This is a genomic window from Agrococcus sp. Marseille-P2731 (assembly GCF_900117395.1).
GTDB lineage: Bacteria > Actinomycetota > Actinomycetes > Actinomycetales > Microbacteriaceae > Agrococcus.
On sequence record NZ_FPEG01000001.1, the window covers coordinates 779,540 to 800,581 of the forward strand.

General features: G+C 71.1%; 23 protein-coding genes. 20 read left to right on the forward strand and 3 right to left on the reverse strand.

Going from position 1 to position 21,042, the window contains the following annotated elements; translation table 11 throughout:
- The first annotated feature begins 24 nt into the window (after window positions 1–24).
- Genes miaB through dapF form a run of 3 tightly spaced genes read left to right on the forward strand, consistent with a single transcriptional unit; the run spans window position 25 to window position 3,340 of the window.
- Window positions 25–1,518, forward strand: a complete 1,494-nt coding sequence (gene miaB / locus BQ6202_RS03815) for a tRNA (N6-isopentenyl adenosine(37)-C2)-methylthiotransferase MiaB (protein WP_072313103.1) — start codon at window positions 25–27, stop codon at window positions 1,516–1,518.
- Window positions 1,515–2,423 (forward strand): tRNA (adenosine(37)-N6)-dimethylallyltransferase MiaA, encoded by a 909-nt coding sequence (gene miaA, locus BQ6202_RS03820; RefSeq protein ID WP_072313104.1) that lies wholly within the window; start codon window positions 1,515–1,517, stop codon window positions 2,421–2,423. Before miaB ends, miaA begins: the two co-directional genes overlap by 4 nt.
- Entirely contained in the window at window positions 2,420–3,340 is a 921-nt protein-coding gene (gene dapF / locus BQ6202_RS03825) for a diaminopimelate epimerase (protein ID WP_072313105.1), read from the forward strand. The genes miaA and dapF overlap by 4 nt, the downstream gene beginning before the upstream one ends.
- Here the strand turns inward: dapF and BQ6202_RS03830 are convergent.
- Entirely contained in the window at window positions 3,324–3,929 is a 606-nt protein-coding gene (locus tag BQ6202_RS03830; protein ID WP_234946098.1) for a class I SAM-dependent methyltransferase, read from the reverse strand. The genes dapF and BQ6202_RS03830 overlap by 17 nt on opposite strands.
- Before the next feature lie 27 nt (window positions 3,930–3,956).
- Here BQ6202_RS03830 and hflX point away from each other — a divergent pair, with 27 nt between their 5' ends.
- Complete coding sequence (hflX, locus tag BQ6202_RS03835) at window positions 3,957–5,474, forward strand: GTPase HflX (protein WP_083586939.1); 1,518 nt, start codon at window positions 3,957–3,959, stop codon at window positions 5,472–5,474.
- Between the two features lie 64 nt (window positions 5,475–5,538).
- Here hflX and lexA read toward each other — a convergent pair whose 3' ends face one another.
- The gene (gene lexA, locus BQ6202_RS03840; protein WP_072313106.1) at window positions 5,539–6,162 is read right to left on the reverse strand and encodes a transcriptional repressor LexA; all 624 of its coding nucleotides are present in this window, start codon (window positions 6,160–6,162) and stop codon (window positions 5,539–5,541) included.
- A gap of 257 nt (window positions 6,163–6,419) precedes the next feature.
- Here lexA and BQ6202_RS03845 point away from each other — a divergent pair, with 257 nt between their 5' ends.
- From BQ6202_RS03845 to BQ6202_RS03870, 6 genes are all read left to right on the forward strand, one after another.
- Entirely contained in the window at window positions 6,420–6,785 is a 366-nt protein-coding gene (locus BQ6202_RS03845; protein WP_072313107.1) for a hypothetical protein, read from the forward strand.
- Window positions 6,786–6,863: 78 nt separating this feature from the next.
- On the forward strand, window positions 6,864–7,943 hold the full coding sequence (locus BQ6202_RS03850) for a histidinol-phosphate transaminase (RefSeq protein WP_072313108.1): 1,080 nt from the start codon (window positions 6,864–6,866) through the stop codon (window positions 7,941–7,943).
- A gap of 9 nt (window positions 7,944–7,952) precedes the next feature.
- Window positions 7,953–8,552 (forward strand): imidazoleglycerol-phosphate dehydratase HisB, encoded by a 600-nt coding sequence (gene hisB, locus BQ6202_RS03855; protein ID WP_072313109.1) that lies wholly within the window; start codon window positions 7,953–7,955, stop codon window positions 8,550–8,552.
- The gene (gene hisH, locus BQ6202_RS03860) at window positions 8,549–9,181 is read left to right on the forward strand and encodes an imidazole glycerol phosphate synthase subunit HisH (RefSeq protein WP_072313110.1); all 633 of its coding nucleotides are present in this window, start codon (window positions 8,549–8,551) and stop codon (window positions 9,179–9,181) included. Before hisB ends, hisH begins: the two co-directional genes overlap by 4 nt.
- A 72-nt stretch (window positions 9,182–9,253) precedes the next feature.
- Complete coding sequence (gene priA, locus BQ6202_RS03865; protein WP_072313111.1) at window positions 9,254–10,003, forward strand: bifunctional 1-(5-phosphoribosyl)-5-((5-phosphoribosylamino)methylideneamino)imidazole-4-carboxamide isomerase/phosphoribosylanthranilate isomerase PriA; 750 nt, start codon at window positions 9,254–9,256, stop codon at window positions 10,001–10,003.
- Window positions 10,004–10,010: 7 nt separating this feature from the next.
- Window positions 10,011–10,865 carry an SseB family protein gene (locus BQ6202_RS03870; RefSeq protein WP_072313112.1) on the forward strand — a complete coding sequence of 285 codons (855 nt, stop codon included), beginning with the start codon at window positions 10,011–10,013 and terminating at the stop codon, window positions 10,863–10,865.
- 3 nt (window positions 10,866–10,868) lie between these two features.
- Here BQ6202_RS03870 and BQ6202_RS03875 read toward each other — a convergent pair whose 3' ends face one another.
- Complete coding sequence (locus BQ6202_RS03875) at window positions 10,869–11,228, reverse strand: DUF1844 domain-containing protein (protein ID WP_072313113.1); 360 nt, start codon at window positions 11,226–11,228, stop codon at window positions 10,869–10,871.
- 272 nt (window positions 11,229–11,500) lie between these two features.
- Between BQ6202_RS03875 and infC the strand changes: the two genes are divergently transcribed.
- The 10 genes from infC (at window position 11,501) to pheT (ending at window position 21,035) form a co-directional block, all read left to right on the forward strand.
- On the forward strand, window positions 11,501–12,592 hold the full coding sequence (infC, locus tag BQ6202_RS03880) for a translation initiation factor IF-3 (protein WP_234946108.1): 1,092 nt from the start codon (window positions 11,501–11,503) through the stop codon (window positions 12,590–12,592).
- A gap of 9 nt (window positions 12,593–12,601) precedes the next feature.
- Window positions 12,602–12,796: a 50S ribosomal protein L35 gene (gene rpmI, locus BQ6202_RS03885; RefSeq protein WP_072313115.1), complete on the forward strand. Its 195-nt coding sequence runs from the start codon at window positions 12,602–12,604 to the stop codon at window positions 12,794–12,796.
- Between the two features lie 35 nt (window positions 12,797–12,831).
- Complete coding sequence (rplT, locus tag BQ6202_RS03890; protein WP_072313116.1) at window positions 12,832–13,218, forward strand: 50S ribosomal protein L20; 387 nt, start codon at window positions 12,832–12,834, stop codon at window positions 13,216–13,218.
- Window position 13,219: 1 nt separating this feature from the next.
- The gene (locus tag BQ6202_RS03895) at window positions 13,220–14,032 is read left to right on the forward strand and encodes a TrmH family RNA methyltransferase (RefSeq protein WP_072313117.1); all 813 of its coding nucleotides are present in this window, start codon (window positions 13,220–13,222) and stop codon (window positions 14,030–14,032) included.
- A 64-nt stretch (window positions 14,033–14,096) separates the two neighbouring features.
- Complete coding sequence (locus BQ6202_RS03900; protein ID WP_072313118.1) at window positions 14,097–14,834, forward strand: amino acid ABC transporter ATP-binding protein; 738 nt, start codon at window positions 14,097–14,099, stop codon at window positions 14,832–14,834.
- 36 nt (window positions 14,835–14,870) lie between these two features.
- The gene (locus tag BQ6202_RS03905; RefSeq protein ID WP_072313119.1) at window positions 14,871–15,752 is read left to right on the forward strand and encodes a glutamate ABC transporter substrate-binding protein; all 882 of its coding nucleotides are present in this window, start codon (window positions 14,871–14,873) and stop codon (window positions 15,750–15,752) included.
- 68 nt (window positions 15,753–15,820) lie between these two features.
- The gene (locus tag BQ6202_RS03910) at window positions 15,821–16,471 is read left to right on the forward strand and encodes an amino acid ABC transporter permease (protein WP_072313120.1); all 651 of its coding nucleotides are present in this window, start codon (window positions 15,821–15,823) and stop codon (window positions 16,469–16,471) included.
- Window positions 16,468–17,457, forward strand: coding sequence for an amino acid ABC transporter permease (locus BQ6202_RS03915; protein ID WP_200792190.1), 990 nt, complete (start codon window positions 16,468–16,470; stop codon window positions 17,455–17,457). Before BQ6202_RS03910 ends, BQ6202_RS03915 begins: the two co-directional genes overlap by 4 nt.
- Before the next feature lie 36 nt (window positions 17,458–17,493).
- Entirely contained in the window at window positions 17,494–18,540 is a 1,047-nt protein-coding gene (gene pheS / locus BQ6202_RS03920; RefSeq protein ID WP_072313121.1) for a phenylalanine--tRNA ligase subunit alpha, read from the forward strand.
- The gene (gene pheT, locus BQ6202_RS03925) at window positions 18,540–21,035 is read left to right on the forward strand and encodes a phenylalanine--tRNA ligase subunit beta (RefSeq protein ID WP_072313122.1); all 2,496 of its coding nucleotides are present in this window, start codon (window positions 18,540–18,542) and stop codon (window positions 21,033–21,035) included. The genes pheS and pheT overlap by 1 nt, the downstream gene beginning before the upstream one ends.
- Window positions 21,036–21,042 lie beyond the last annotated feature (7 nt).

Here is a 21,042-nt window from a genome sequence, read left to right on the forward strand (position 1 = left end):
TCGTGCGCCGGTATCCTGGTGCGCATGCCGATCAGCGCGCCGCCGCGGACCTACGAGGTCAAGACCTTCGGCTGCCAGATGAACGTGCACGACTCGGAGCGACTGCGCGGCTCGCTCGAGGAGGCCGGCTACGCCGAGGCGCTGGATGGCGCGCCCGACGTGATCGTCATCAACACCTGCGCCGTGCGCGAGAACGCCGACCAGAAGCTCTACGGGCACCTCGGTCACCTCGCGAAGACCAAGCGGGAGCGCGCAGGATTCCAGATCGCCGTCGGCGGGTGCCTGGCGCAGAAGGATCGGTCCGCCATCATCGAGCGGGCCCCGTGGGTCGACGTCGTGTTCGGCACCCACAACATCGGCTCGTTGCCGACGCTGCTGGAGCGCAGCCGGCACAACGGTGAGGCAGAGGTCGAGATCCTCGAGTCGCTCGAGGTCTTCCCCTCCACGCTGCCGACGAAGCGCGAGTCCTCGTATGCGGGCTGGGTCTCCATCTCCGTCGGGTGCAACAACACCTGCACCTTCTGCATCGTGCCCTCGTTGCGCGGCAAGGAGCGCGACCGACGACCGGGCGAGATCCTGGCAGAGCTGCAGGCCCTCGTCGACGACGGCGCCATCGAGGTCACGCTGCTCGGGCAGAACGTCAACTCCTACGGCGTCGAGTTCGGCGACCGGCTGGCGTTCGGCAAGCTGCTGCGCGCAGCCGGCGAGATCGACGGGCTCGAGCGCATCCGGTTCACGAGCCCCCACCCGGCTGCCTTCACCGACGACGTGATCGACGCGATGGCCGAGACCCCGGCTGTCATGCCGCAGCTCCACATGCCGCTGCAGTCGGGCTCCGACCGCGTGCTGCGCGCCATGCGTCGCTCCTACCGCTCCGCCAGGTTCCTCGGGATCCTCGATCGCGTGCGCGAGCGCATCCCGCACGCGGCGATCACGACCGACATCATCGTCGGCTTCCCCGGCGAGACCGACGAGGACTTCGCCGAGACGATGCGCGTCGTCGAGGCTTCGCGCTTCGCCTCCGCCTTCACCTTCCAGTACTCGATCAGGCCCGGGACGCCCGCGGCCACGATGCCGGACCAGGTGCCGAAGGAGGTCGTGCAGGAGCGCTTCGAGCGGCTCGTCGCGCTGCAGGACCGCATCGCCCTGGAGGAGAACCAGCGGCAGGTCGGGCGCACGGTCGAGGTGCTCGTCTCCGTCGGCGAAGGACGGAAGAACGCCGAGACGCAGCGCCTGAGCGGCCGCGCGGAGGACAACCGCCTCGTGCACTTCACGCCAGGCGAGCAGGAGCCTCGCCCGGGAGACGTCGTCACGGTCGAGGTGACGCAGGCTGCCTCCTTCCACCTGGTCGCCGGCACCCCGAGCGCCCTGCGACGCACGCGCGCCGGAGACGCCTGGGATCGCTCGCAGGCCGAGAGCTGCGGGGTGCCGAGCCCCGCCGGAGCCGCACCGCAGCCCGCCGGCCCGGTCTCGCTGGGCCTGCCGACGCTGCGGCCGTCGAGCATCGGCGGCGTGTGACGCTGCTCGCCATCGTCGGAGCGACCGGCACGGGCAAGACGGGGTTGTCGCTCGACATCGCCGACGAAGTCGTGCGCCTCGGCGGTCGCGCCGAGATCGTCAACTGCGACGCGATGCAGCTCTACCGCGGCATGGACGTCGGCACCGCGAAGGCGCCGATCGCCGAGCGCCGCGGCCACCCCCACCACCTGCTCGACGTGCTGGAGCCCTGGCAGGACGCCGCGGTGGCCGCCTACCGCGACGCCGCGCTCCTCGCGCTGCGGGACATCGAGGGGCGGGGCGCGGTGCCGATCCTGGTCGGCGGCAGCGGGCTCTACGCGTCGAGCGCGCTCTACGACTTCGCGTTCCCCGCGACCGACGAGGGGTTGCGCGCCGAGCTCGAGGCGCAGCTCGAGCGTGCTGGCGCGCACGCCCTGCACGCTCGGCTCCTGCGGGTCGATGCCGCTGCCGCGGCGGCGATCGGCCCGCACAACGGCCGCAGGCTCGTGCGGGCGCTCGAGGCGGTGACCCTGACGGGCGAGCCGTTCCGCGTCGGCCTGCCCCCAGAGGAGTCGATGCTGCGGCCGACCCTGATCCAGCACCTCCGCGTCGATCGCGAGGCGCTCGTGCCGCGGCTCGATGAGCGGGTTCGGCGGATGTGGCAGCTCGGCATCGTCGAGGAGGCGCGCATGCTGCGCGAGCGCGGCATCGAGCGCGGCACGACGGCGCAGCAGGCGATCGGCTACCGCCAGGCGCTCCAGCAGCTCGACGGCGCGCTGACCGAGGCAGAGGCGATCGAGCAGACGCAGGCGCTGACCCGCCGCTACGCGCGCCGGCAGGTGTCGTGGTTCCAGCGGTATCCCGCTGCGCCGCTCGCTGACGCGACGACCCTCGCGCGCGCCGCGCTCGATAGCCTGGGTGCATGACAGCGCTGCGCACGGGAGCATTCGCCAAGGGGCACGGCACGGGCAACGACTTCGTCCTGATCGCCGATCCCGCTGGTTCGACGCCGCTCACGGCCGATCGCGTGCGCGAGCTGGCCGACCGCCGCTTCGGCATCGGCGGCGACGGCGTCATCCGTGCCGTGCGCGCGGGCCTGACCGGCGATGGCGCGCTCGACGACGCGCCGGCTGGCACGTGGGCGATGGACTACTGGAACGCCGACGGCTCCCTCAGCGAGATGTGCGGCAACGGCGTCCGCGTGTTCGTGCGCTTCCTGCTCGAGGAGGGTCTCGTGACCCTGGAGGACGGGGCAGCGATCGATGTCTCCACGCGCGCCGGTCTCAAGCGCGTCGTGCGACGGGGCGAGCTGCTCTCGGTCGACCTCGGCCGCTTCGAGCTCGGCGGCGACCGCCTGGTCGCGGCGCACGGGCTCGACGTCGCGCGCCCGGGGCTCGACGTGGCGACCGGCAACCCTCACGTCGTCGTCGCCCTCGCGAGCGCAGAGGAGCTCGAGGCGCTCCAGCTGCACGCGGCTCCCGCGCTCGACCCTGTCGCCGCATCCGGCGCCAACGTCGAGTTCGTCGTGCCCGGCGCCATCGCCGACGGCGTCGGCGCAATCCGCATGCGGGTGCATGAGCGCGGCTCCGGCGAGACGCTCTCCTGCGGCACGGGTGCCGTCGCCGCCGCCGTGGCGACCCGGCACTGGTCGGGGGATGCGGCGGACCGCTGGATCGTGGACGTCCCGGGAGGCAGGCTCGAGGTCGAGGTCGACGAGCGGGGCCACGCCTGGCTGACGGGTCCGGCGGAGATCGTGTTCCACGCCACGGGCTCGGACGCCCAGGCGAGCGCCCTCGACGAGGCTGGGGCCGGCGACGCCGAGAGGATCAGTCCGGTGCTGTGACGGCGATGATCCGGTACGTGCGCTTGGAGTCGGCGCGCTCGACGTCGAAGTCGGTGAAGCGCTCCGTCAGCCAGCGCAGGAGCGAGTCGGCGCCGAGGTGCTTCTGCACCACGAGCCACGCGGTCGCGCCGGGGGCGAGCCGAGGGATCCACGTCTCGAGGAGCTCGTGCAGCTGCTGCTTGCCGATGCGGATGGGCGGGTTCGACCAGATCGTCGAGAGGCGGAGCGACGCCGGCACCAGGTCTGGCGTCGCAGGGGTGATGTTCGATAGACTGAGCAGCTCGGCATTCCGCTCGACGAGCGAGAGCGCACGGGCATTGACGTCGACCGCCCAGACACGCGCGCCGGGGGATCGCGTCGCGAGGGTCGCGGCGATCGGTCCCCAGCCGCATCCGAGATCGAGCAGCTCCCCGGTCTCGGGAGGCGCGGGAACCGCATCCAGCAGCACCTCGGTGCCGACATCGAGTCGGTCGCCCGAGAACACTCCGGTCGCCGTGACCATCTCGCGCTCACGGCCGTCGATCGGCACCCGGATGGTCCGGACCGACTTCGGCGCGACGGGATCGGGAGAGAAGTAGTGGTCCGGCACGGACTCGACAGTAGCGAAGGAACAACGATGGCAGAACCGCAGGACGCCGGCACCGGCGCCGACGCCGGTCACGGGCAGGGCCGGGCGATGGAGCGCATCCTCCGCTGGGCGCAGCCGGCAGACACGGAGGTGCTCGCTGCGCGCGCGCAGGCCCTGCAGGGCGACGACGCCTTCAGCGATGCCGACGGCGAGCAGCTCGACCGCGACGAGCGCGCGGCGCTCCGTCGGGTCTCCGGGCTCCGCACCGAGCTCGAGGACGTCACAGAGGTCGAGTACCGCCAGCTGCGGCTCGAGAACGTCGTGCTCGTCGGCGTCTACTCGGGATCGGCCGGGGACGCCGAGAACTCGCTCCGCGAGCTCGCGGCCCTTGCCGAGACCGCGGGCGCCCAGGTGCTCGACGGGATCCTGCAGCGCCGGCCGAACCCCGACCCCGCCACCTATGTGGGCCGGGGCAAGGCCGAGGAGCTTGCCGCGATGGTGAAGGAGCTGGGTGCCGACACGGTGATCGCCGACAGCGAGCTGGCGCCGAGCCAGCGTCGCGCGCTCGAGGATCGCGTGAAGGTCAAGGTCATCGATCGCACCGCGGTGATCCTCGACATCTTCAGCCAGCACGCCAAGAGCCGCGAGGGCAAGGCGCAGGTCGAGCTCGCGCAGCTCGAGTACCTGCTGCCGCGCCTGCGCGGTTGGGGCGAGTCGATGTCGCGCCAGGCCGGTGGTCAGGTCGGTGGTCAGGGCGCGGGCATGGGGTCGCGCGGACCGGGTGAGACGAAGATCGAGCTCGATCGCCGTCGCATCCACACCCGCATGGCCAGGCTGCGCAAGCAGATCAAGGGCTTCGCCCCCGCCCGGCAGGCGAAGCGCGCGAATCGCGATCGCTTCGAGGTGCCGGGCGTCGCGATCGCCGGCTACACGAACGCAGGCAAGTCGTCGCTGCTGAACCGCATCACCGGCGCCGGCGTGCTGGTGGAGAATGCGCTCTTCGCGACGCTGGATGCGACCGTGCGGCGCGCACAGACGCCGGACGGGCGGGAGTTCACCATCGCCGACACGGTCGGCTTCGTGCGCAACCTCCCCCACCAGCTGGTCGAGGCGTTCCGCTCGACGCTCGAGGAGGTCGCGGAGTCGGAGGTCGTCGTGCACGTCGTCGACGGCAGCCACCCCGATCCTGCGTCGCAGATCGCCACGGTGCGCGACGTGCTGGGGGAGACGGGAGCACGATCGATCCCGGAGATCGTGGTGTTCAACAAGGCCGACCTCATCGCCGACGACGACCGGCTCGTGCTGCGAGGGCTGCAGCCGGATGCGATCTTCGCGTCGGCGAGGACGGGTGAGGGTGTCGACGAGGTCCTCGCGCGCATCGCCGAGCTGCTGCCGCGGCCGGAGGTGGCCGTCTCGCTGCTCGTGCCCTTCGACCGCGGCGACGTGATCGCGATGCTGCACGACCGCTTCGAGGTGCTCGAGGAGCGCTACGAGGAGGCAGGTACGCGCATCGACGCGAAGGTCTCCGAGGCAGCGCTGAGCCAGCTGGCCGCCTTCCGGGTCTAGCCGGCACGAGGCACCGACGACGAAGGCGCGGCTCCCACGGGAGCCGCGCCTTCGTCGTCGGTCGTCAGACGGAGCGCAGCACCGCGACGACCTTGCCGAGCACCTCGGATGCGTCACCCAGGATCGGCTCGAAGGCAGAGTTGCGCGGCAGCAGCCAGGTGTGGCCGTCGCGCTGCTTGAACACCTTGACGGTCGCCTCGCCGTCGAGCATCGCCGCGACGATGTCGCCGTTGCGCGCGTCGCGCTGCTGGCGCACCACGACCCAGTCGCCGTCGCAGATGGCGGCGTCGATCATCGACTCGCCCACGACCTTCAGCATGAAGAGGTCGCCGCCGCCCACCAGCTGCTTCGGCAGCGGCATGACGTCCTCGACCTGCTCCTCGGCAGTGATGGGGATGCCGGCGGCGATGCGGCCGACCATGGGCACGAAGGTCGCCTGATCCATGTTCCCGATCGAGGGGTCGAGCTCGTCGGGCACGAGCACCTCGATCGCGCGGGGCCGCGCCGGGTCGCGCCGGATCATGCCGGCGAGCTCGAGCTGTCCGAGCTGGTGGGTGACGCTCGAGAGCGAGGAGAGCCCGACGGCGTCGCCGATCTCGCGGTAGCTCGGCGGGTAGCCACGCTGCCGCACGGCCTTCTGGATGACCTGCAGGATCGCCTGCTGCTTCTCGGTCAGCTGCCTCGTCATACCGCTCCGCTCTCGCCGCTCCGCGAGCCCCGATGCGCCCGCAGAACGGGCGTGTGGGTGGCCTGGGATTGACTGCTCCTGGTTCGAAAGCGTATCCGACGGAGCGCCCGGATCAAATGGACGTTCGAGCGTGTCGCAGAGAAAGTGTGCGAAAGGGCTTGACGCTTCCGACAGATCGAAGATAGATTCGAAACAGAGATTCGCAGACGGTGCTCCCGGCCGAGCACCGTCTGCGGGTCCGAACCGAAGGAGCACCGATGACTGCCATCGCCACCGCCGCACTGACCAGCGCACCGCCCACGACGCGCATCCGCATGACCGCTCGCGGTCGCCGCGCGCTCGCCTTGCTGGTCGCCGCCCCCGTGCTCGCCGCAGGCGCGCTCGCTGGCGCTGGCCTCGTCGGCGACGCGATCTCCGGCGCGGTCGCCTCGTCCTCGACGCAGGGCGTCGAGCTCGAGCAGATCACCGTGATGCCCGGTCAGTCGCTGTGGCAGATCGCGCAGTCGGTCGCCCCCGAGGCAGACCCGCGCGACGTGATCGCCGAGATCGAGCTGCTCAACGGCATCGGCGGCGCCATCCAGCCTGGCGAGCTGCTCGCCATCCCCGCGCACTACTCGCGCTGATCGTCCGGCCGAGCAGCCCGCCCGCCGCAGCCCGTGACACGTCGCGCGAGGCATCAGACATCGTCCTAGGCTGGTCTGGTGACGAGCCTCGACGACCTCCCCATCCGCGATGACCTCCGTGGGCTGACGCCCTACGGCGCGCCGCAGCTCGAGGTGCCAGTGCGACTCAACGTCAACGAGAACGCCTACCGGGTTCCCGAGGCCGTCGCGGTCGACATCGTGCAGGAGATCGCGCGCGTCCTGCCGAGCGCCAATCGCTACCCCGACCGTGAGTTCGACGCCCTCCGCGCATCCTTCGCCACCTACCTCGGCCACGGCCTGCAGCCCGAGCAGATCTGGGCGGGCAACGGCTCGAACGAGGTGCTGCAGCACGTGCTCCAGGCCTTCGGCGGGCCGGGCCGCTCGCTGCTCTCGTTCACCCCGACCTATTCGATGTACCCGCTGCTGGCGCAGGGGGTCGGGATGGAGTGGGTCCCGGTGCCGCGCGCCGAGGACTTCACGCTCACCCCGGAGGCGGTGCGCGCGGCGATCGAGGAGCACGACCCGGATGTCGTCTTCCTCTGCTCGCCGAACAACCCCACGGGCACCGCGATCGGGCTCGACGTCATCGAGGCGGCGATGGAGGCAGCCCGCGGCATCGTGCTCGTCGACGAGGCCTACGCCGAGTTCGCGCACGACCGCAGCCAGACGGCGCTCGCGCTCCTGGAGCGCTACCCGCGCCTGCTCGTCTCGCGCACGATGAGCAAGGCCTTCGCCTTCGCAGGCATCCGGGTGGGCTACCTCGCCGCGGCGCCCGCCGTCATCGACGCGCTGCGACTCGTCCGGCTGCCCTACCACCTCTCGGCGATCACGCAGGCAGCAGCGCTCGCCGCCCTGCGCCACAGCGGCGAGATGCTCGCGCGCGTCGATCAGCTGCGCCAGCAGCGCGACCGCCTCGTCGACGAGCTCGCCGCGCACGGCCTGCAGCCCCATCCCTCCGATGCCAACTTCGTGCTCGTGGGCGGCATCGCCGATCCGCAGGCGATGTTCTCGGCGCTGCTCGAGCGCGGCATCCTCGTGCGCGACGTCGGCCTGCCGGGCACGCTGCGCGTCACCGCCGGCACGCCGGACGAGACGGGTGCCGTGCTCGCCGCCGTCGCTGAGCTGACCGCAGAATAGGATCGAGTCATGCCCCGCACCGCAACGATCGAGCGCACGACGAGCGAGTCGAGCATCCGGCTCTCGCTCGACCTCGACGGCACCGGCAGCTCGTCGATCTCGACGACCGTGCCGTTCTTCGACCACATGCTGACCGCGTTCTCGAAGCACTCGCTCATCGACCTCGAGGTGACCGCGAGCGGTGACACCGACATCGACGCGCACCACACCGTCGAGGACACCGCGATCGCGCTGGGCCTCGCGCTGCAGGAGGCGCTCGGCGACAAGGCCGGCGTCCGGCGCTACGGCGACGCCACCGTGCCGCTCGACGAGGCGCTCGCCCGCGCCGTCGTCGACCTGTCGGGGCGCCCGTTCCTCGTGCACACCGGCGAGCCCGCCGGCTTCGAGCTGCACCGCATCGGTGGCCACTTCACGGGCTCGCTCGTGCGGCACGCGTTCGAGGCGATCACGCTCAACGGCCGCATCACCGCGCACGTCGAGGTGCTCGCCGGTCGCGACCCGCACCACATCGCCGAGGCCGAGTTCAAGGCCTTCGCCCGCGCGATGCGGGTCGCCGTCGAGCCCGACCCCCGTGTGACGGGTGTGCCCTCGACCAAGGGCGCGCTGTGACCCGCCCCTCCGTCGCGCTGCTCGACTACGGGCTCGGCAACGTGCACTCGGCCGCCAAGGCGCTCGAGGCGGCGGGCGCCGACGTGTCGTTGACCGCCGACCGCAGCACCGTGATGGAGGCCGACGGCCTCGTCGTGCCCGGCGTCGGCTCGATCGCGGCGTGCATGGCTGGGATCCAGGCGATCCGCGGCGGCGAGCTCATCGGGCGTCGCCTCGCCGGCGGCCGCCCCGTGCTCGGCATCTGCGTCGGCATGCAAGTGCTGTTCTCGGCCGGTGAGGAGGGCGGTGTGCACACCGAGGCGCTCGACGAGTGGCCGGGCACCGTGCGCCGCCTCGAGGCCGACGTGCTGCCGCACATGGGCTGGGCGCAGGTCGAGGCCCCCGAGGAGTCCGTGCTCTTCGACGGGATCCGCGATGAGCGCTTCTACTTCGTCCACTCCTATGCGGCCACCGAGTGGGGCATCGATCCGCACCCCCGCATCCGGCAGCCGCGCGTCACCTGGGCGACGCACGGGGAGCGCTTCATCGCGGCTGTCGAGAACGGGCCGCTGACCGCCACGCAGTTCCACCCGGAGAAGTCGGCGGAGGCCGGCATCCGCCTCCTGCAGAACTGGGTTCGCAGCCTCTGACCCTCCGGAGTAGCATCGCACCGGCCCGTCGCGCGAGCGCTCCGCCCTCACCCCGAGAAGGCAATCTTCACCATGACCGATTTCAACCAGTCGCCCAAGCTCCAGCTGCTGCCCGCCATCGACGTCGCGGGTGGCAAGGCCGTGCGGCTCACGCAGGGTGAGGCAGGCACCGAGACCTCCTTCGGCTCGCCCATCGACGCCGCAGAGGACTGGGTGCGGCAGGGCGCCGAGTGGATCCACCTCGTCGACCTCGACGCGGCGTTCGGCCGCGGCGACAACCGCGGCATCATCAAGAAGGTCATCAAGGCCGTCCGGGGCCACGTGCAGGTCGAGCTCTCGGGCGGCATCCGCGACGAGGCGTCGCTCGACGCCGCGCTCGCCACCGGCGTCAAGCGCATCAACCTCGGCACCGCCGCGCTGGAGAACCCCGAGTGGACCGCGTCCGTCATCGCCGAGTACGGCGAGCAGATCGCCGTCGGCCTCGACGTGCGGGGCACGACGCTCGCGGCCCGCGGATGGACGCAGGAGGGCGGCGACCTCTGGCACGTGCTCGATCGGCTCGAGGCGGCAGGCTGCAGCCGCTACGTCGTCACCGACGTCACGAAGGACGGCACCCTGCAGGGCCCGAACCTCGAGCTGCTGCGGCAGGTCGCCGACCGCACCGACAAGCCCGTCGTCGCCTCCGGCGGCATCTCGAGCCTCGACGACATCGCGGCGCTGCGAGAGCTCGTGCCGCACGGCGTCGAGGGCGCCATCGTCGGCAAGGCCCTCTACGCGGGCGCGTTCACCCTGGTCGCGGCGCTGGACGTCGCCGGGCAGTAGGCCCGGCGTGCACCGAGCGGATTCGGCGGGCCGGCCCTGGGAGGGCCGCTCGTTCGACCACCACGACACTGCGTACGCGGGCGACGACGGCTCCGCACCGCCGAGCTACCTCGCCGCCGTCGCGGCACTCGTCGCGGGCGCGGGCGGCCGGGCGGCGGTCGTCGAGGCGCTGCGCGGCGAGCGCCTGCTCGTGCCGCTGCTCGCGAAGGCGGGGGAGACGGGCGTGGACGAGCGCGGCCGCACGATCGACAAGACGCAGGAGCTCTCGATCGTGACCGTCCAGGGGCCGGACGGCGCCGCCATCCTGCCGATGTTCTCGCACGTCGCAGCGATGCAGGCGTGGAACCCCGCTGCGCGCCCGGTCCCGACGAGCGTGCAGCGCGCCGCCGCCGCTGCGCTCGACGGCCCCGCGCGCATCGTGGTCGACCCTGGCTCCGAGAGCGAGTTCGTGCTCTCGCGCACCATGCTCGAGGCACTGCTGGCGGATGCCTCGTGGTCGTGGGGCGTGGAGGATGCGGCAGTGCACGGCGCGGTCGCCGATGCGGTCTTCGCGCAGGACGTGGTGCAGGCGATCGTGCTCGCGACGGGCGACCCGCGCAGCCGTCTCTCCGGTGCCGACCTCGAGGTGCACGCGCTCGTCGCCGCGACCGCCAAGGCGCAGGCGGAGGACGTCGCGGCGCAGCTGCAGCGCGCTGCGACGAGGCTGGGCGACGACGCGGTCGTGCGCGAGCGGGTCGCGAGCGTCGCGCTCCGCATCCACCGCTGGGGCGGGGGAGCGGTCGAGCTCCCGCTCGTCGCTCCCGCGGCGCTGGCGCTCACGCGCGCCGAGTGGGAGCTCGCCCCGCAGCTTCCCCGCGACTGAGGGTCAGACGACCGAGCCGGTGAACTTCTCGCCGGGACCCTTGCCCGGCAGGTCCGGGATCGTGGACGCCTCGCGGAAGGCGAGCTGCACGGAGCGCAGGCCGTCGCGCAGGGGAGCCGCGTGCATGCTGCCGATCTCTGGCGCAGCGGCGGTGACGAGCCCAGCGAGGGCATTGATGAGCTTGCGCGCCTCGTCGAGGTCGAGCTGCTGCTCTGGATCATCGGCCAGGCCCACCTTGACCGCCGCCGCGCTCAGCAGGTGGATGGCGACCGTGTTGATGAGCTCGACCGCCGGCACCTCCGCGATGTCGCGCGCCTGCTCGAGAGCGTCGTCGCCGTGGGTGTGCTGGCTGGCGTCAGTCATCGCGGTCTTCTCCTGAAGGATCGTCTCTGGTAGGCTTGTGCAGGTTTCGGGCCTTCGCCCGGAGGTGAAAGAGGAGCAATCCCACCCGCAGCCGCTTCAAGGCTACCGGGTCAGCGGCACCGGGCGTTCGTCGCCACAGGTGCTGAGCCACGCGACAGCGATCGCGTTCTGGCTCCTCTTCTCGCCGTGCACCAGCACACAGAATCATCGAGAAGGAGCCCGCGATCAGCGATCCCCGCACCAATGAGCGCATCCGCGTTCCCGAAGTCCGACTGGTCGGACCTGCCGGTGAGCAGGTCGGAGTCGTTCGGGTCGAGGATGCACTTCGTCTTGCCCGCGAGGCAGAGCTCGACCTCGTCGAGGTCGCGCCTGACGCGCGCCCGCCCGTGGTCAAGATCATGGACTACGGCAAGTTCAAGTACGAGCAGGCGCAGAAGGCCAAGGAGGCCCGTCGCAACCAGGCGAACACGATCCTCAAGGAGGTCCGGTTCCGCCTGAAGATCGACGAGCACGACTACGAGACGAAGCGCAAGCGCGCTCAGGGGTTCCTCGAGGCCGGCGACAAGGTCAAGGCGATGATCCTCTTCCGCGGTCGCGAGCAGTCGCGCCCGGAGCTCGGCGTGCGGCTCCTGCAGCGCTTCGCGGAGGACATCCAGGAGTTCGGCTCGGTCGAGTCGAACCCGACCATCGACGGCCGCAACATGGTGATGATCGTCGGGCCGATGCGCTCCAAGTCGGATGCGAAGGCTGAGCAGAACGCCGTCCGCACCGCGCACAAGAAGGCGGAGCAGGAGAAGCGCCGCCTCGAGGCGGAGAAGCAGGCAGCGCACCAGGCTGCGATCGAGGCCGAGCGTCCCGCCCGCCCCGTCGTGCCCGCGCAGAGCCGCGTGCGCGGCGAGCCTGAGCCCATGCGCTCGAGCCGTCCCTCGTCGTCCCGCCCGTCGACCTCGAGCTCGCCGTCGTCGCGTCCGCGCACCGAATCGCGCTCGGAGCCCCGCTCCGAGCCGCGCAGCGAGTCGCGTCCGACCTCGAGCGCCGACTCGCGGCCCAAGCAGACCGCGCGCACCGTCCAGCCGACCCCGGCCGGCGCCCCGCGTCCCGCTGGCGCCCCGCGTCCGGGTGGCCCTGCCGGTGCAGCGCGCCCGGCCGGTGCTCCGAGCCCGGCAGCGTCGCCTGCCGCGGAGCAGTCGGCGACGGCTGCCGCTGCCAAGCCCGCTGCATCTGCAGCGCCCAAGCCCGCCGCGAAGCCCGGCGCCGTCCCGAAGCCTGCGGCGAAGCCCGCAACGCCCTCGGCGGCCGCCAAGCCCGCGACGCCCAAGGCCAAGCCGGCGGCCAAGCCCGCCGGCGAGCCAGCATCCGAGTAGGAGAGAAGAATGCCCAAGCAGAAGACGCACTCCGGTGCGAAGAAGCGCTTCAAGGTCACCGGGAGCGGCAAGATCCGCAAGCAGCAGGCTGGCATGCGCCACAACCTCGAGGTGAAGTCGTCGGTCCAGACGCGTCGCCTCAACAAGGACAAGGTCCTGGCCCCGGCCGACGCCAAGGTCATCAAGAAGCTGCTCGCCCGCTGACGCGCGCGACGAAGAAGAGATAGAGAGAACCACTCATGGCACGTGTCAAGAGAGCAGTCAACGCGCACAAGAAGCGTCGCGTCATCCTCGAGCAGGCCTCGGGCTACCGCGGTCAGCGCTCGCGCCTGTACCGCAAGGCCAAGGAGCAGCTGCTCCACTCGCACGTCTACGCCTTCCGCGACCGCAAGGCGAAGAAGGGCGAGTTCCGCCGCCTCTGGATCCAGCGCATCAACGCCGCTGCACGCCAGAACGGCATGACCTACAACCGCCTCATCCAGGGCCTCGGCCTGGCTGGCATCGAGGTCGACCGCCGCATGCTGTCGGAGCTCGCCACGCACGAGCCCGCCACCTTCACCGCGCTCGTCGCTGCGGCGAAGGCCGCACTGCCGGCCGACACGTCGGCGCCCAAGAACGCGGCCTGACATGCTCGACAGCCCCCGCGCGCCCCGCGTGCGAGAGGCTGCGAGACTCCAGCAGCGAACAGCCCGGTCCCAGACCGGGCTGTTCCTGTTGGAGGGCCCGTCGGCGCTCGACGAGATCGTGCGCTGGCAGCCCTCGCACCTCGTCGACGTCTTCGCCACCGACGCCGCGCGCGAGCGCCACGGCGAGCTGATCGCGGCAGCCGCGCAGCACGCGCCCGTCACCGAGGTCTCAGAACGAGCACTGGCCGCCATCGCCGACACCGTGCATCCGCAGGGCGTGGTCGCGGTCGCGAAGCAGGCGCCCGTGGGGCTCGAGGATGCGGTGGGGCGCGCGGCGAAGACCGAGCACCCGTTGATCGCGATCCTCCACGAGGTGCGCGACCCGGGCAACCTCGGCACGATCCTCCGCGCCGCCGACGCGGCTGGCGCATCCGCCGTCATCGTCACCGCCAACTCGGTCGACCCCTACAGCCCGAAGGTCGTGCGCTCGACCACCGGCTCGCTCTTCCACATCGACGTCTCGGTCGGCGCCTCGACCGCCGACGCCATCGAGGCGGCGGCCGCAGCCGGCTTCTCGATCCTCGCCGCCGATGTCGCGGGCGACGACCTGCTGGCGATGCAGGCCTCCGGTGCGCTCGCCCGGCCCACCGCCTGGCTCTTCGGCAACGAGGCGCGCGGCCTCGACGAGGCGACCCTGCGACTCGCCGACCGTGGCGTGCGCCTGCCGGTCTACGGACATGCGGAGTCGCTGAACCTCGCGACGGCGGCCTCCGTCTGCCTCTACCAGAGCGCCTTCGCCCAACGGCAGATGTAACCGTTTGATCTCGATCCATAACGGGTGACACGAAACGGCGGATGCGCCGTGGTTGTATGTGCGCATGCAGCCCCTCGTCGAGATCGCCGAAGTTGAGAAGCACTACGGCGACTTCCATGCATTGAAGAACATCAACCTCACCATCGGCAAGGGTGAGGTTGTCGTCGTCATCGGGCCGTCGGGCTCCGGGAAGTCGACCCTCTGCCGCACGATCAATCGCCTCGAGACCATCACGAGCGGCTCGATCACGATCGACGGCAAGGAGCTGCCCAAGGAGGGCAAGGGCCTCGCTGCCCTGCGCGCCGATGTCGGCATGGTCTTCCAGTCGTTCAACCTCTTCGCCCACAAGACGATCCTCGAGAACGTCACGCTGGGCCCGATGAAGGTCCGCGGCGTCAAGAAGGCGGATGCGGTCAAGGAGGCGCACGCGCTCCTCGAGCGCGTCGGCGTCGCGCAGCAGGAGTCGAAGCTGCCCGCACAGCTCTCCGGTGGTCAGCAGCAGCGCGTGGCGATCGCGCGCGCGCTGGCGATGAAGCCGAAGGTGATGCTCTTCGACGAGCCCACCAGCGCGCTCGATCCCGAGATGATCAACGAGGTCCTCGACGTCATGGTCGGCCTCGCCAAGGAGGGCATGACGATGGTCGTCGTGACCCACGAGATGGGCTTCGCGCGCAAGGCCGCCGACCGCGTCGTCTTCATGGCTGACGGCGAGATCGTCGAGCAGGCGACGCCGGAGGAGTTCTTCACGAACCCGAAGAGCGGCCGCGCCAAGGACTTCCTGTCCAAGCTCATCACCCACTGACCCACCACCTCACACACAGAATCTCAAGGAGACACCATGCGTAGGACACGACGCAGCGCTGCCATCGCCCTCGGCGCAGCAGCAGCAGTCGCACTCGTCGGCTGTGCCAGCGGCACCCCCGGCGGCGGCACCGGCGAGCAGCCGTTCGAGGTCGCTACTGACGTCCAGCTCGAGGGCTCGGAGACGTTCGACACGATGATGGCCGACGGCGTCGTGCGCATCGGCGTCAAGGAGGACCAGCCGAACCTCGGCTACCTGGACTCGACCACGAACGAGCGCACCGGCTTCGACGTCGACATCGCCCGTTGGGTGGCTGCCTCGCTCGGCTTCGACGAGGAGGCGATCGAGTTCCAGTCGATCCCCTCGGCGAACCGCGAGCAGGCGCTCGTGAATGGCGACATCGACTTCTACGTCGGCACCTACTCGATCACCGATGGCCGCAAGGAGCAGATCGACTTCGCCGGCCCCTACTTCGTCACCGGCCAGGGCCTGCTCGTCGCTGCCGACTCCGATATCACGTCCGAGGCCGACCTCGTCGCTGGCGTCAACGTCTGCTCGGCGACCGGCTCGACGCCGATCCAGAACATCCGCGACAACTACCCGGATGTCGAGACGACCGAGTTCGACACCTACTCGCAGTGCGTCGAGGGCCTCGTCAACGACCAGGTCGACGCTGTCACCACCGACCAGGCGATCCTGATCGGCTACGCGGCCCAGCGACCCGACGAGATCCAGGTCGTCGGCGAGCCCTTCACCGAGGAGCGCTACGGCATCGGCCTCCCGAAGGGCGACGACGCGCTGCGCGACCACATCAACACCATGCTCGAAGAGGGTGGCGAGACGTGGCAGGCGATCTACGACAACAACCTGGGTGACTCCGGCGTCGAGGGCACGCAGCCCGAGGTCGACCGCTACTGATCGATCGTGTATCCGCCGCGGGGTGGTGGGCTGACGCCCACCACCCCGCGTAACGGAAGGAGACTGCGGTGTTCGGCACCCTTTTCGACCACCTCCCGCTGTGGGGTGATGCGCTCGTCGGCACGCTCGTGCTGTTCTTCGGCGGCGGCGCGATCGCGCTCGTGCTCGGCTTCATCGTCGGCGCCATGCGCGTCTCGCCCGTGCCCATCGCCCGCGCAGTCGGCACGGCCTACGTCAACCTGATCCGCAACACGCCGCTCACGCTGCTGTTCTTCTTCTTCGCGCTCGGCGTGCCGGTGCTCGCAGGCACGCGCATGGACTTCATGGTGCTCGCGGTCTGCGCGCTCGGCATCTACACCGCGACCTACGTCGCGGAGACGCTGCGCTCCGGCATCAACACCGTGCCGGTCGGCCAGGCCGAGGCGGCCCGCGCGCTCGGGCTCACCTTCGGCCAGGTCATGGGCCTCATCGTGCTGCCGCAGGCAGGGCGGGCGGTGATCCCGCCGATGATGAGCGTGCTGATCGCACTGCTGAAGAACACGACCGTCGCAGCCGGCTTCTCGGTGCTCAACCTCGGCTCGATCCGCAACAACCTCTCCGAGCAGGGCGAGAACGGCATGTTCGTGCTGCTCTGGGTCGCGATCGCCTTCGTCGTGCTCGTCGCCGTCCTCTCCTGGGTGCAGCGAATGCTCGAGAACAAGTGGAGGGTCGCGCGATGAGCCAGACCTCGGTCCTGTACGACGTCCCCGGGCCTCGGGCGGTCGCCCGCAACAACGTCCTCGGCATCGTCACCATCGCGGTGATCGTCGCGCTGTTCGGCGTCCTGCTGTGGCGCATGTTCGCCACGGGCCAGTTCGAGGCCTCGAAGTGGGAGGCGTTCGGCTACGCGGCGATCTGGTCGCGGATCTTCGAAGGGCTCCTGAACACGCTCAGCGCCTTCGCCTGCGCGGCGGTGGGTGCGATCATCCTCGGCTTCGTCCTCGCGATCGGTCGGCTCTCCGACCACGCCGGCGTGCGGGTGCCGGTGATGTGGATCACCGAGCTGCTGCGCGCGATTCCGGTGCTCGTGTTCATGATGCTGCTGTACTACGGCATGCCCGTGGTCGGCGTGCGCTTCTCTCCCTTCGAAGCCGTCGTCATCGCACTCATCGCCTACAACGGCTCGGTGCTCGCCGAGGTGATCCGCGCGGGCGTCGAGTCGCTGCCGCGCGGCCAGCAGGAGGCTGGCTACGCGGTCGGCTTGCGCAAGTCGGGAGTGATGCGCCTCATCCTCCTGCCGCAGGCGATCCGCGCCATGATGCCCGTGATCATCTCGCAGCTCGTCGTGACGCTGAAGGACACGGCGCTCGGCTACATCATCACCTTCAACGAGCTGCTCTACGTCGCCAAGCTGCTCGGCAGCGACTTCAACCTGGACACCCCGATCATCCAGTCGGCGATCGTCACCGGTGCCATCTACATCGTCATCTGCATGCTCATGTCGTCGTTCGCGACCTACGTGCAGCGCCGCACAGAGGCCTCGCCGAAGGTGCAGGGCGAGCACAAGCCGCTCAACGACGCCGGTGTGACCGACACACAGCTGCTGCTGACCCAGGGCGGCGACGCGTCGATGACCGGCAGCGTCGGGGATGGCGGCATCATCGGCGGCGGCCGGGCTGACGTGCCCGACGGCGATGCGCATCCTCCCGGCGCCGATCGGCCCTGACGCCGACGAGCGCTGAGCGATCGGTAGGATCGTCGGGTGCCCCACCCCGATGATCCTGCCGGCCTCGGCGCGCGCGTCGACGCCGCCGTGACCGCGGCCCTCGCCGCGATCGAAGCCGCCCAGTCCACCGCCGAGCTGCAGGCCGCGAAGGCCGCGCACAACGGCCAGGGGAGCGAGCTCGCTGCCCTGAACGGCAGCCTCCGCGACGTCGCTCCCGAGGAGCGCAAGGCCGCCGGCCAGATCATCGGCGCTGGCCGCGGCCGCGTCGGCGCCGCGATCACCGAGCGGCAGGCGCAGCTCGCCGCCGCCGAGGAGCAGGCGCAGCTCGAGGCCGAGCGCATCGACGTGACCGCGCTGCCGCGCATCCGCGCCGTCGGTGGACGGCATCCGCTCACCATGCTCAGCGAAGAGATGGGCGATGTCTTCGTCGGCATGGGCTGGGAGATCGCCGAGGGGCCGGAGCTCGAGCACGAGTGGTACAACTTCGACTCGCTCAACGTCGACCCCGACCACCCCGCGCGCGGCGAGTCCGACACCTTCTACGTCGCGCCCGCCGACCGGCACATGGTGCTGCGCACGCAGACGAGCCCGGTGCAGATGCGCTCCATGCTCACGCGGGAGCTGCCCATCTACATCGTCGCCCCCGGCCGCGTCTACCGCACGGACGACATCGACGCCACGCATCTCCCGGTCTTCACGCAGATCGAGGGCCTCGCCGTCGACAAGGGCCTCACCATGGCCAACCTGCGCGGCACGCTCGAGCACCTCGCCCGCATCATGTTCGGCGAGGAGGCGAAGATCCGCCTGCGCCCCAACTACTTCCCGTTCACCGAGCCGAGCGCCGAGATGGATGTCTGGCACCCGGGCATGCGCGGCGGCCCGCGCTGGGTGGAGTGGGGCGGCTGCGGCATGGTGAACCCCAACGTGCTGCGCGCCGCGGGCATCGACCCCGAGGTCTACTCGGGCTTCGCGTTCGGCATGGGCATCGAGCGCACCCTGCAGTTCCGATACCAGCTCGACGACATGCGCGACATGATCGAGGGCGACGTGCGCTTCACCGAGCAGTTCGGGATGGTGATCTGATGCGGATTCCGCTGTCTTGGCTCGCAGAGCACGTCGAGCTGCCGAAGGAGGGCGCCGCCGAGTGGCTGCACGAGCAGCTCGTGCGCGTCGGCTTCGAGGAGGAGGCCGTCCACGGCGGCGACCTGCGCGGCCCGATCGTCGTCGGCCGCGTGCTCGAGCTCGTCGAGGAGCCGCAGAAGAACGGCAAGGTCATCCGCTGGTGCCAGGTCGACGTCGGCGAGGCGAACGGCGGCGTGCGCGGCATCGTCTGCGGCGCCCTGAACTTCGTCGAGGGCGACCGCGTCGTCGTCACGCTGCCGGGCTCGGCCCTCGGCGACTTCGAGATCGCGGCGCGCAAGACCTACGGCCACGTCTCCGACGGCATGATCGCCTCGGTGCGCGAGCTGGGCATCGGCGACGACCACGACGGCATCATGCGCCTCGACGAGCTCGGCATCCCGGGTGAGGTCGGGTCGGATGCGCTGGCGCTGCTGGGTCTGGACGACCAGGCGGTCGAGATCAACGTCACGCCCGATCGCGGCTACGCCCTGTCGATCCGCGGCATCGCCCGCGAGCTGGCCTCGTCGATCGGCGCGCCGTTCACCGACCCGGCGGAGACCGCGCGCCGCGCCGTCGACCTCGGCACCCCATCCGGCTTCGGCCTCTCGATCGACGACGACGCGCCCATCCGCGGCAACGTGGGCTGCTCGCGCTTCATCGTGCGCGTCGTGCGCGGCATCGACCAGACGCTGCCGACCCCGGCGTGGATGGTCTCGCGACTGCGCCTGGCCGGCATGCGCTCGGTCTCGATCGGCGTCGACATCACGAACTACGTGATGCTCGAGCTGGGGCAGCCGACCCACGCCTACGACCTCGGCAAGCTGCGCGGTGGCATCGCCGTGCGTCGCGCCCACGAGGGCGAGCGCATCACGACGCTCGACGGCGTCGACCGCGCGCTGCACGCCGAGGACCTCCTCATCACCGACGAGCGCGGGCCCATCGGGATCGCCGGCGTCATGGGCGGCGCCGAGACCGAGATGGATGCGTCGACGACCGACGTGGCGCTCGAGTCGGCGACCTTCGACTCGGTCTCGATCGGTCGCGCATCGCGCCGCCACCGCCTGATCTCCGAGGCGTCCAAGCGCTACGAGCGCGGCGTCGACCCTGCCGTCGCCGATGCGGCGGCAGCGCGCGTCGCGCAGCTGCTCGTCGAGCTGGCCGGCGGCACCATCGACACCGAGCTCGGCGCCGAGGTCGGCGGGGTCAGTGAGATGCGGCCCATCGCGATCCCGGTCGGCTACTGGAGCGAGCTCACGGGCGCTGACTACACCACGGACGAAGCGCGGCGCGCGCTGCTGGCGATCGGAGCATCCGTCGACGAGGGCGAGGCTGCTGACGCCGCCAGCTGGGTCGTGACGCCCCCGACGTGGCGCCCCGACCTCGTCGACCGAGAAGGCCTCGTCGAAGAGGTGGCGCGCATCGTCGGCTTCGACCGCATCCCCTCGGTGCTGCCCGTCGCCCCGCCCGGGCGCGGCCTGACGCGCGCGCAGCGGCTGCGCCGCAGCGTCGCCAACGGCCTCGCGGCCGCCGGCCTCACCGAGGTGCTCGTCGCGCCCTTCGTGACCGAGCGCCAGGCGCGCATGACGGGCGACGAGCCCGTGCGCCTCGAGAACCCGCTGGACGCCGAGCGCCCGTGGCTCCGCACGGCGCTCGTGCCCGCGATGCTCGACACCGCGCACCGCAACCTCGGCCGCGGCCTGACCGACCTGGCGCTGTTCGAGCTCGGCCGCGTCTTCCACGCGGTCGATGACCAGGGCACCGAGCACCTGCCCGAGGCGAGCGCGCGTCCCGCCGACGCGGTGCTGGCCGAGCTCGACCGCCTGCCGGCGCAGCCCGACCGCGCGGCCGTGCTGATGCTCGGAGAGCGCGTGCGCAAGCAGCCCGGTCGCGCGGCGGAGCGCTACGGCATCGCCGACGCGGTCGAGGCGAGCGCGCGCATCGCCCGTACGCTCGGGCTCGAGCTCGACGTGCGCCAGGGGCAGCGCGAGTGGCTGCACCCGGGCCGCGCCGCTGAGCTGCTCGTGGGCGACGAGGTCGTCGGCGTGGCAGGTGAGCTGCTGCCGCAGATCGCGGCGGACGCCGACCTGCCGCGCGTGGTCGCGGTGGCAGAGCTCGACCTGAGCGCTCTGCAGCGCCTCGCCCGCGTCGGTCTCGACACGCAGCTCATCGCGCCGGTGCCGGCGGCGACGCAGGACCTGTCGCTCGTGGTGCCCATCGAGGTGCCGGCCGGCGACGTGTGCCGCGCGGTGCGCGAGGGCGCGGGAGCGCTGCTCGAGCACATCGCGCTCGTGGACGACTACCGCGGGCAGGGGCTCGAGGCCGGCGAGAAGTCACTCACCTTCGCGCTCCGCTTCCGCGCCGCCGACCGCACGCTCACGGCCGCCGAGGCATCCGAGGCGAAGCTCGCCGGGCTCGCGGTCGCGACCGAGCGCTTCGGCGCCAGGCTGCGGGAGTAGCATCCGC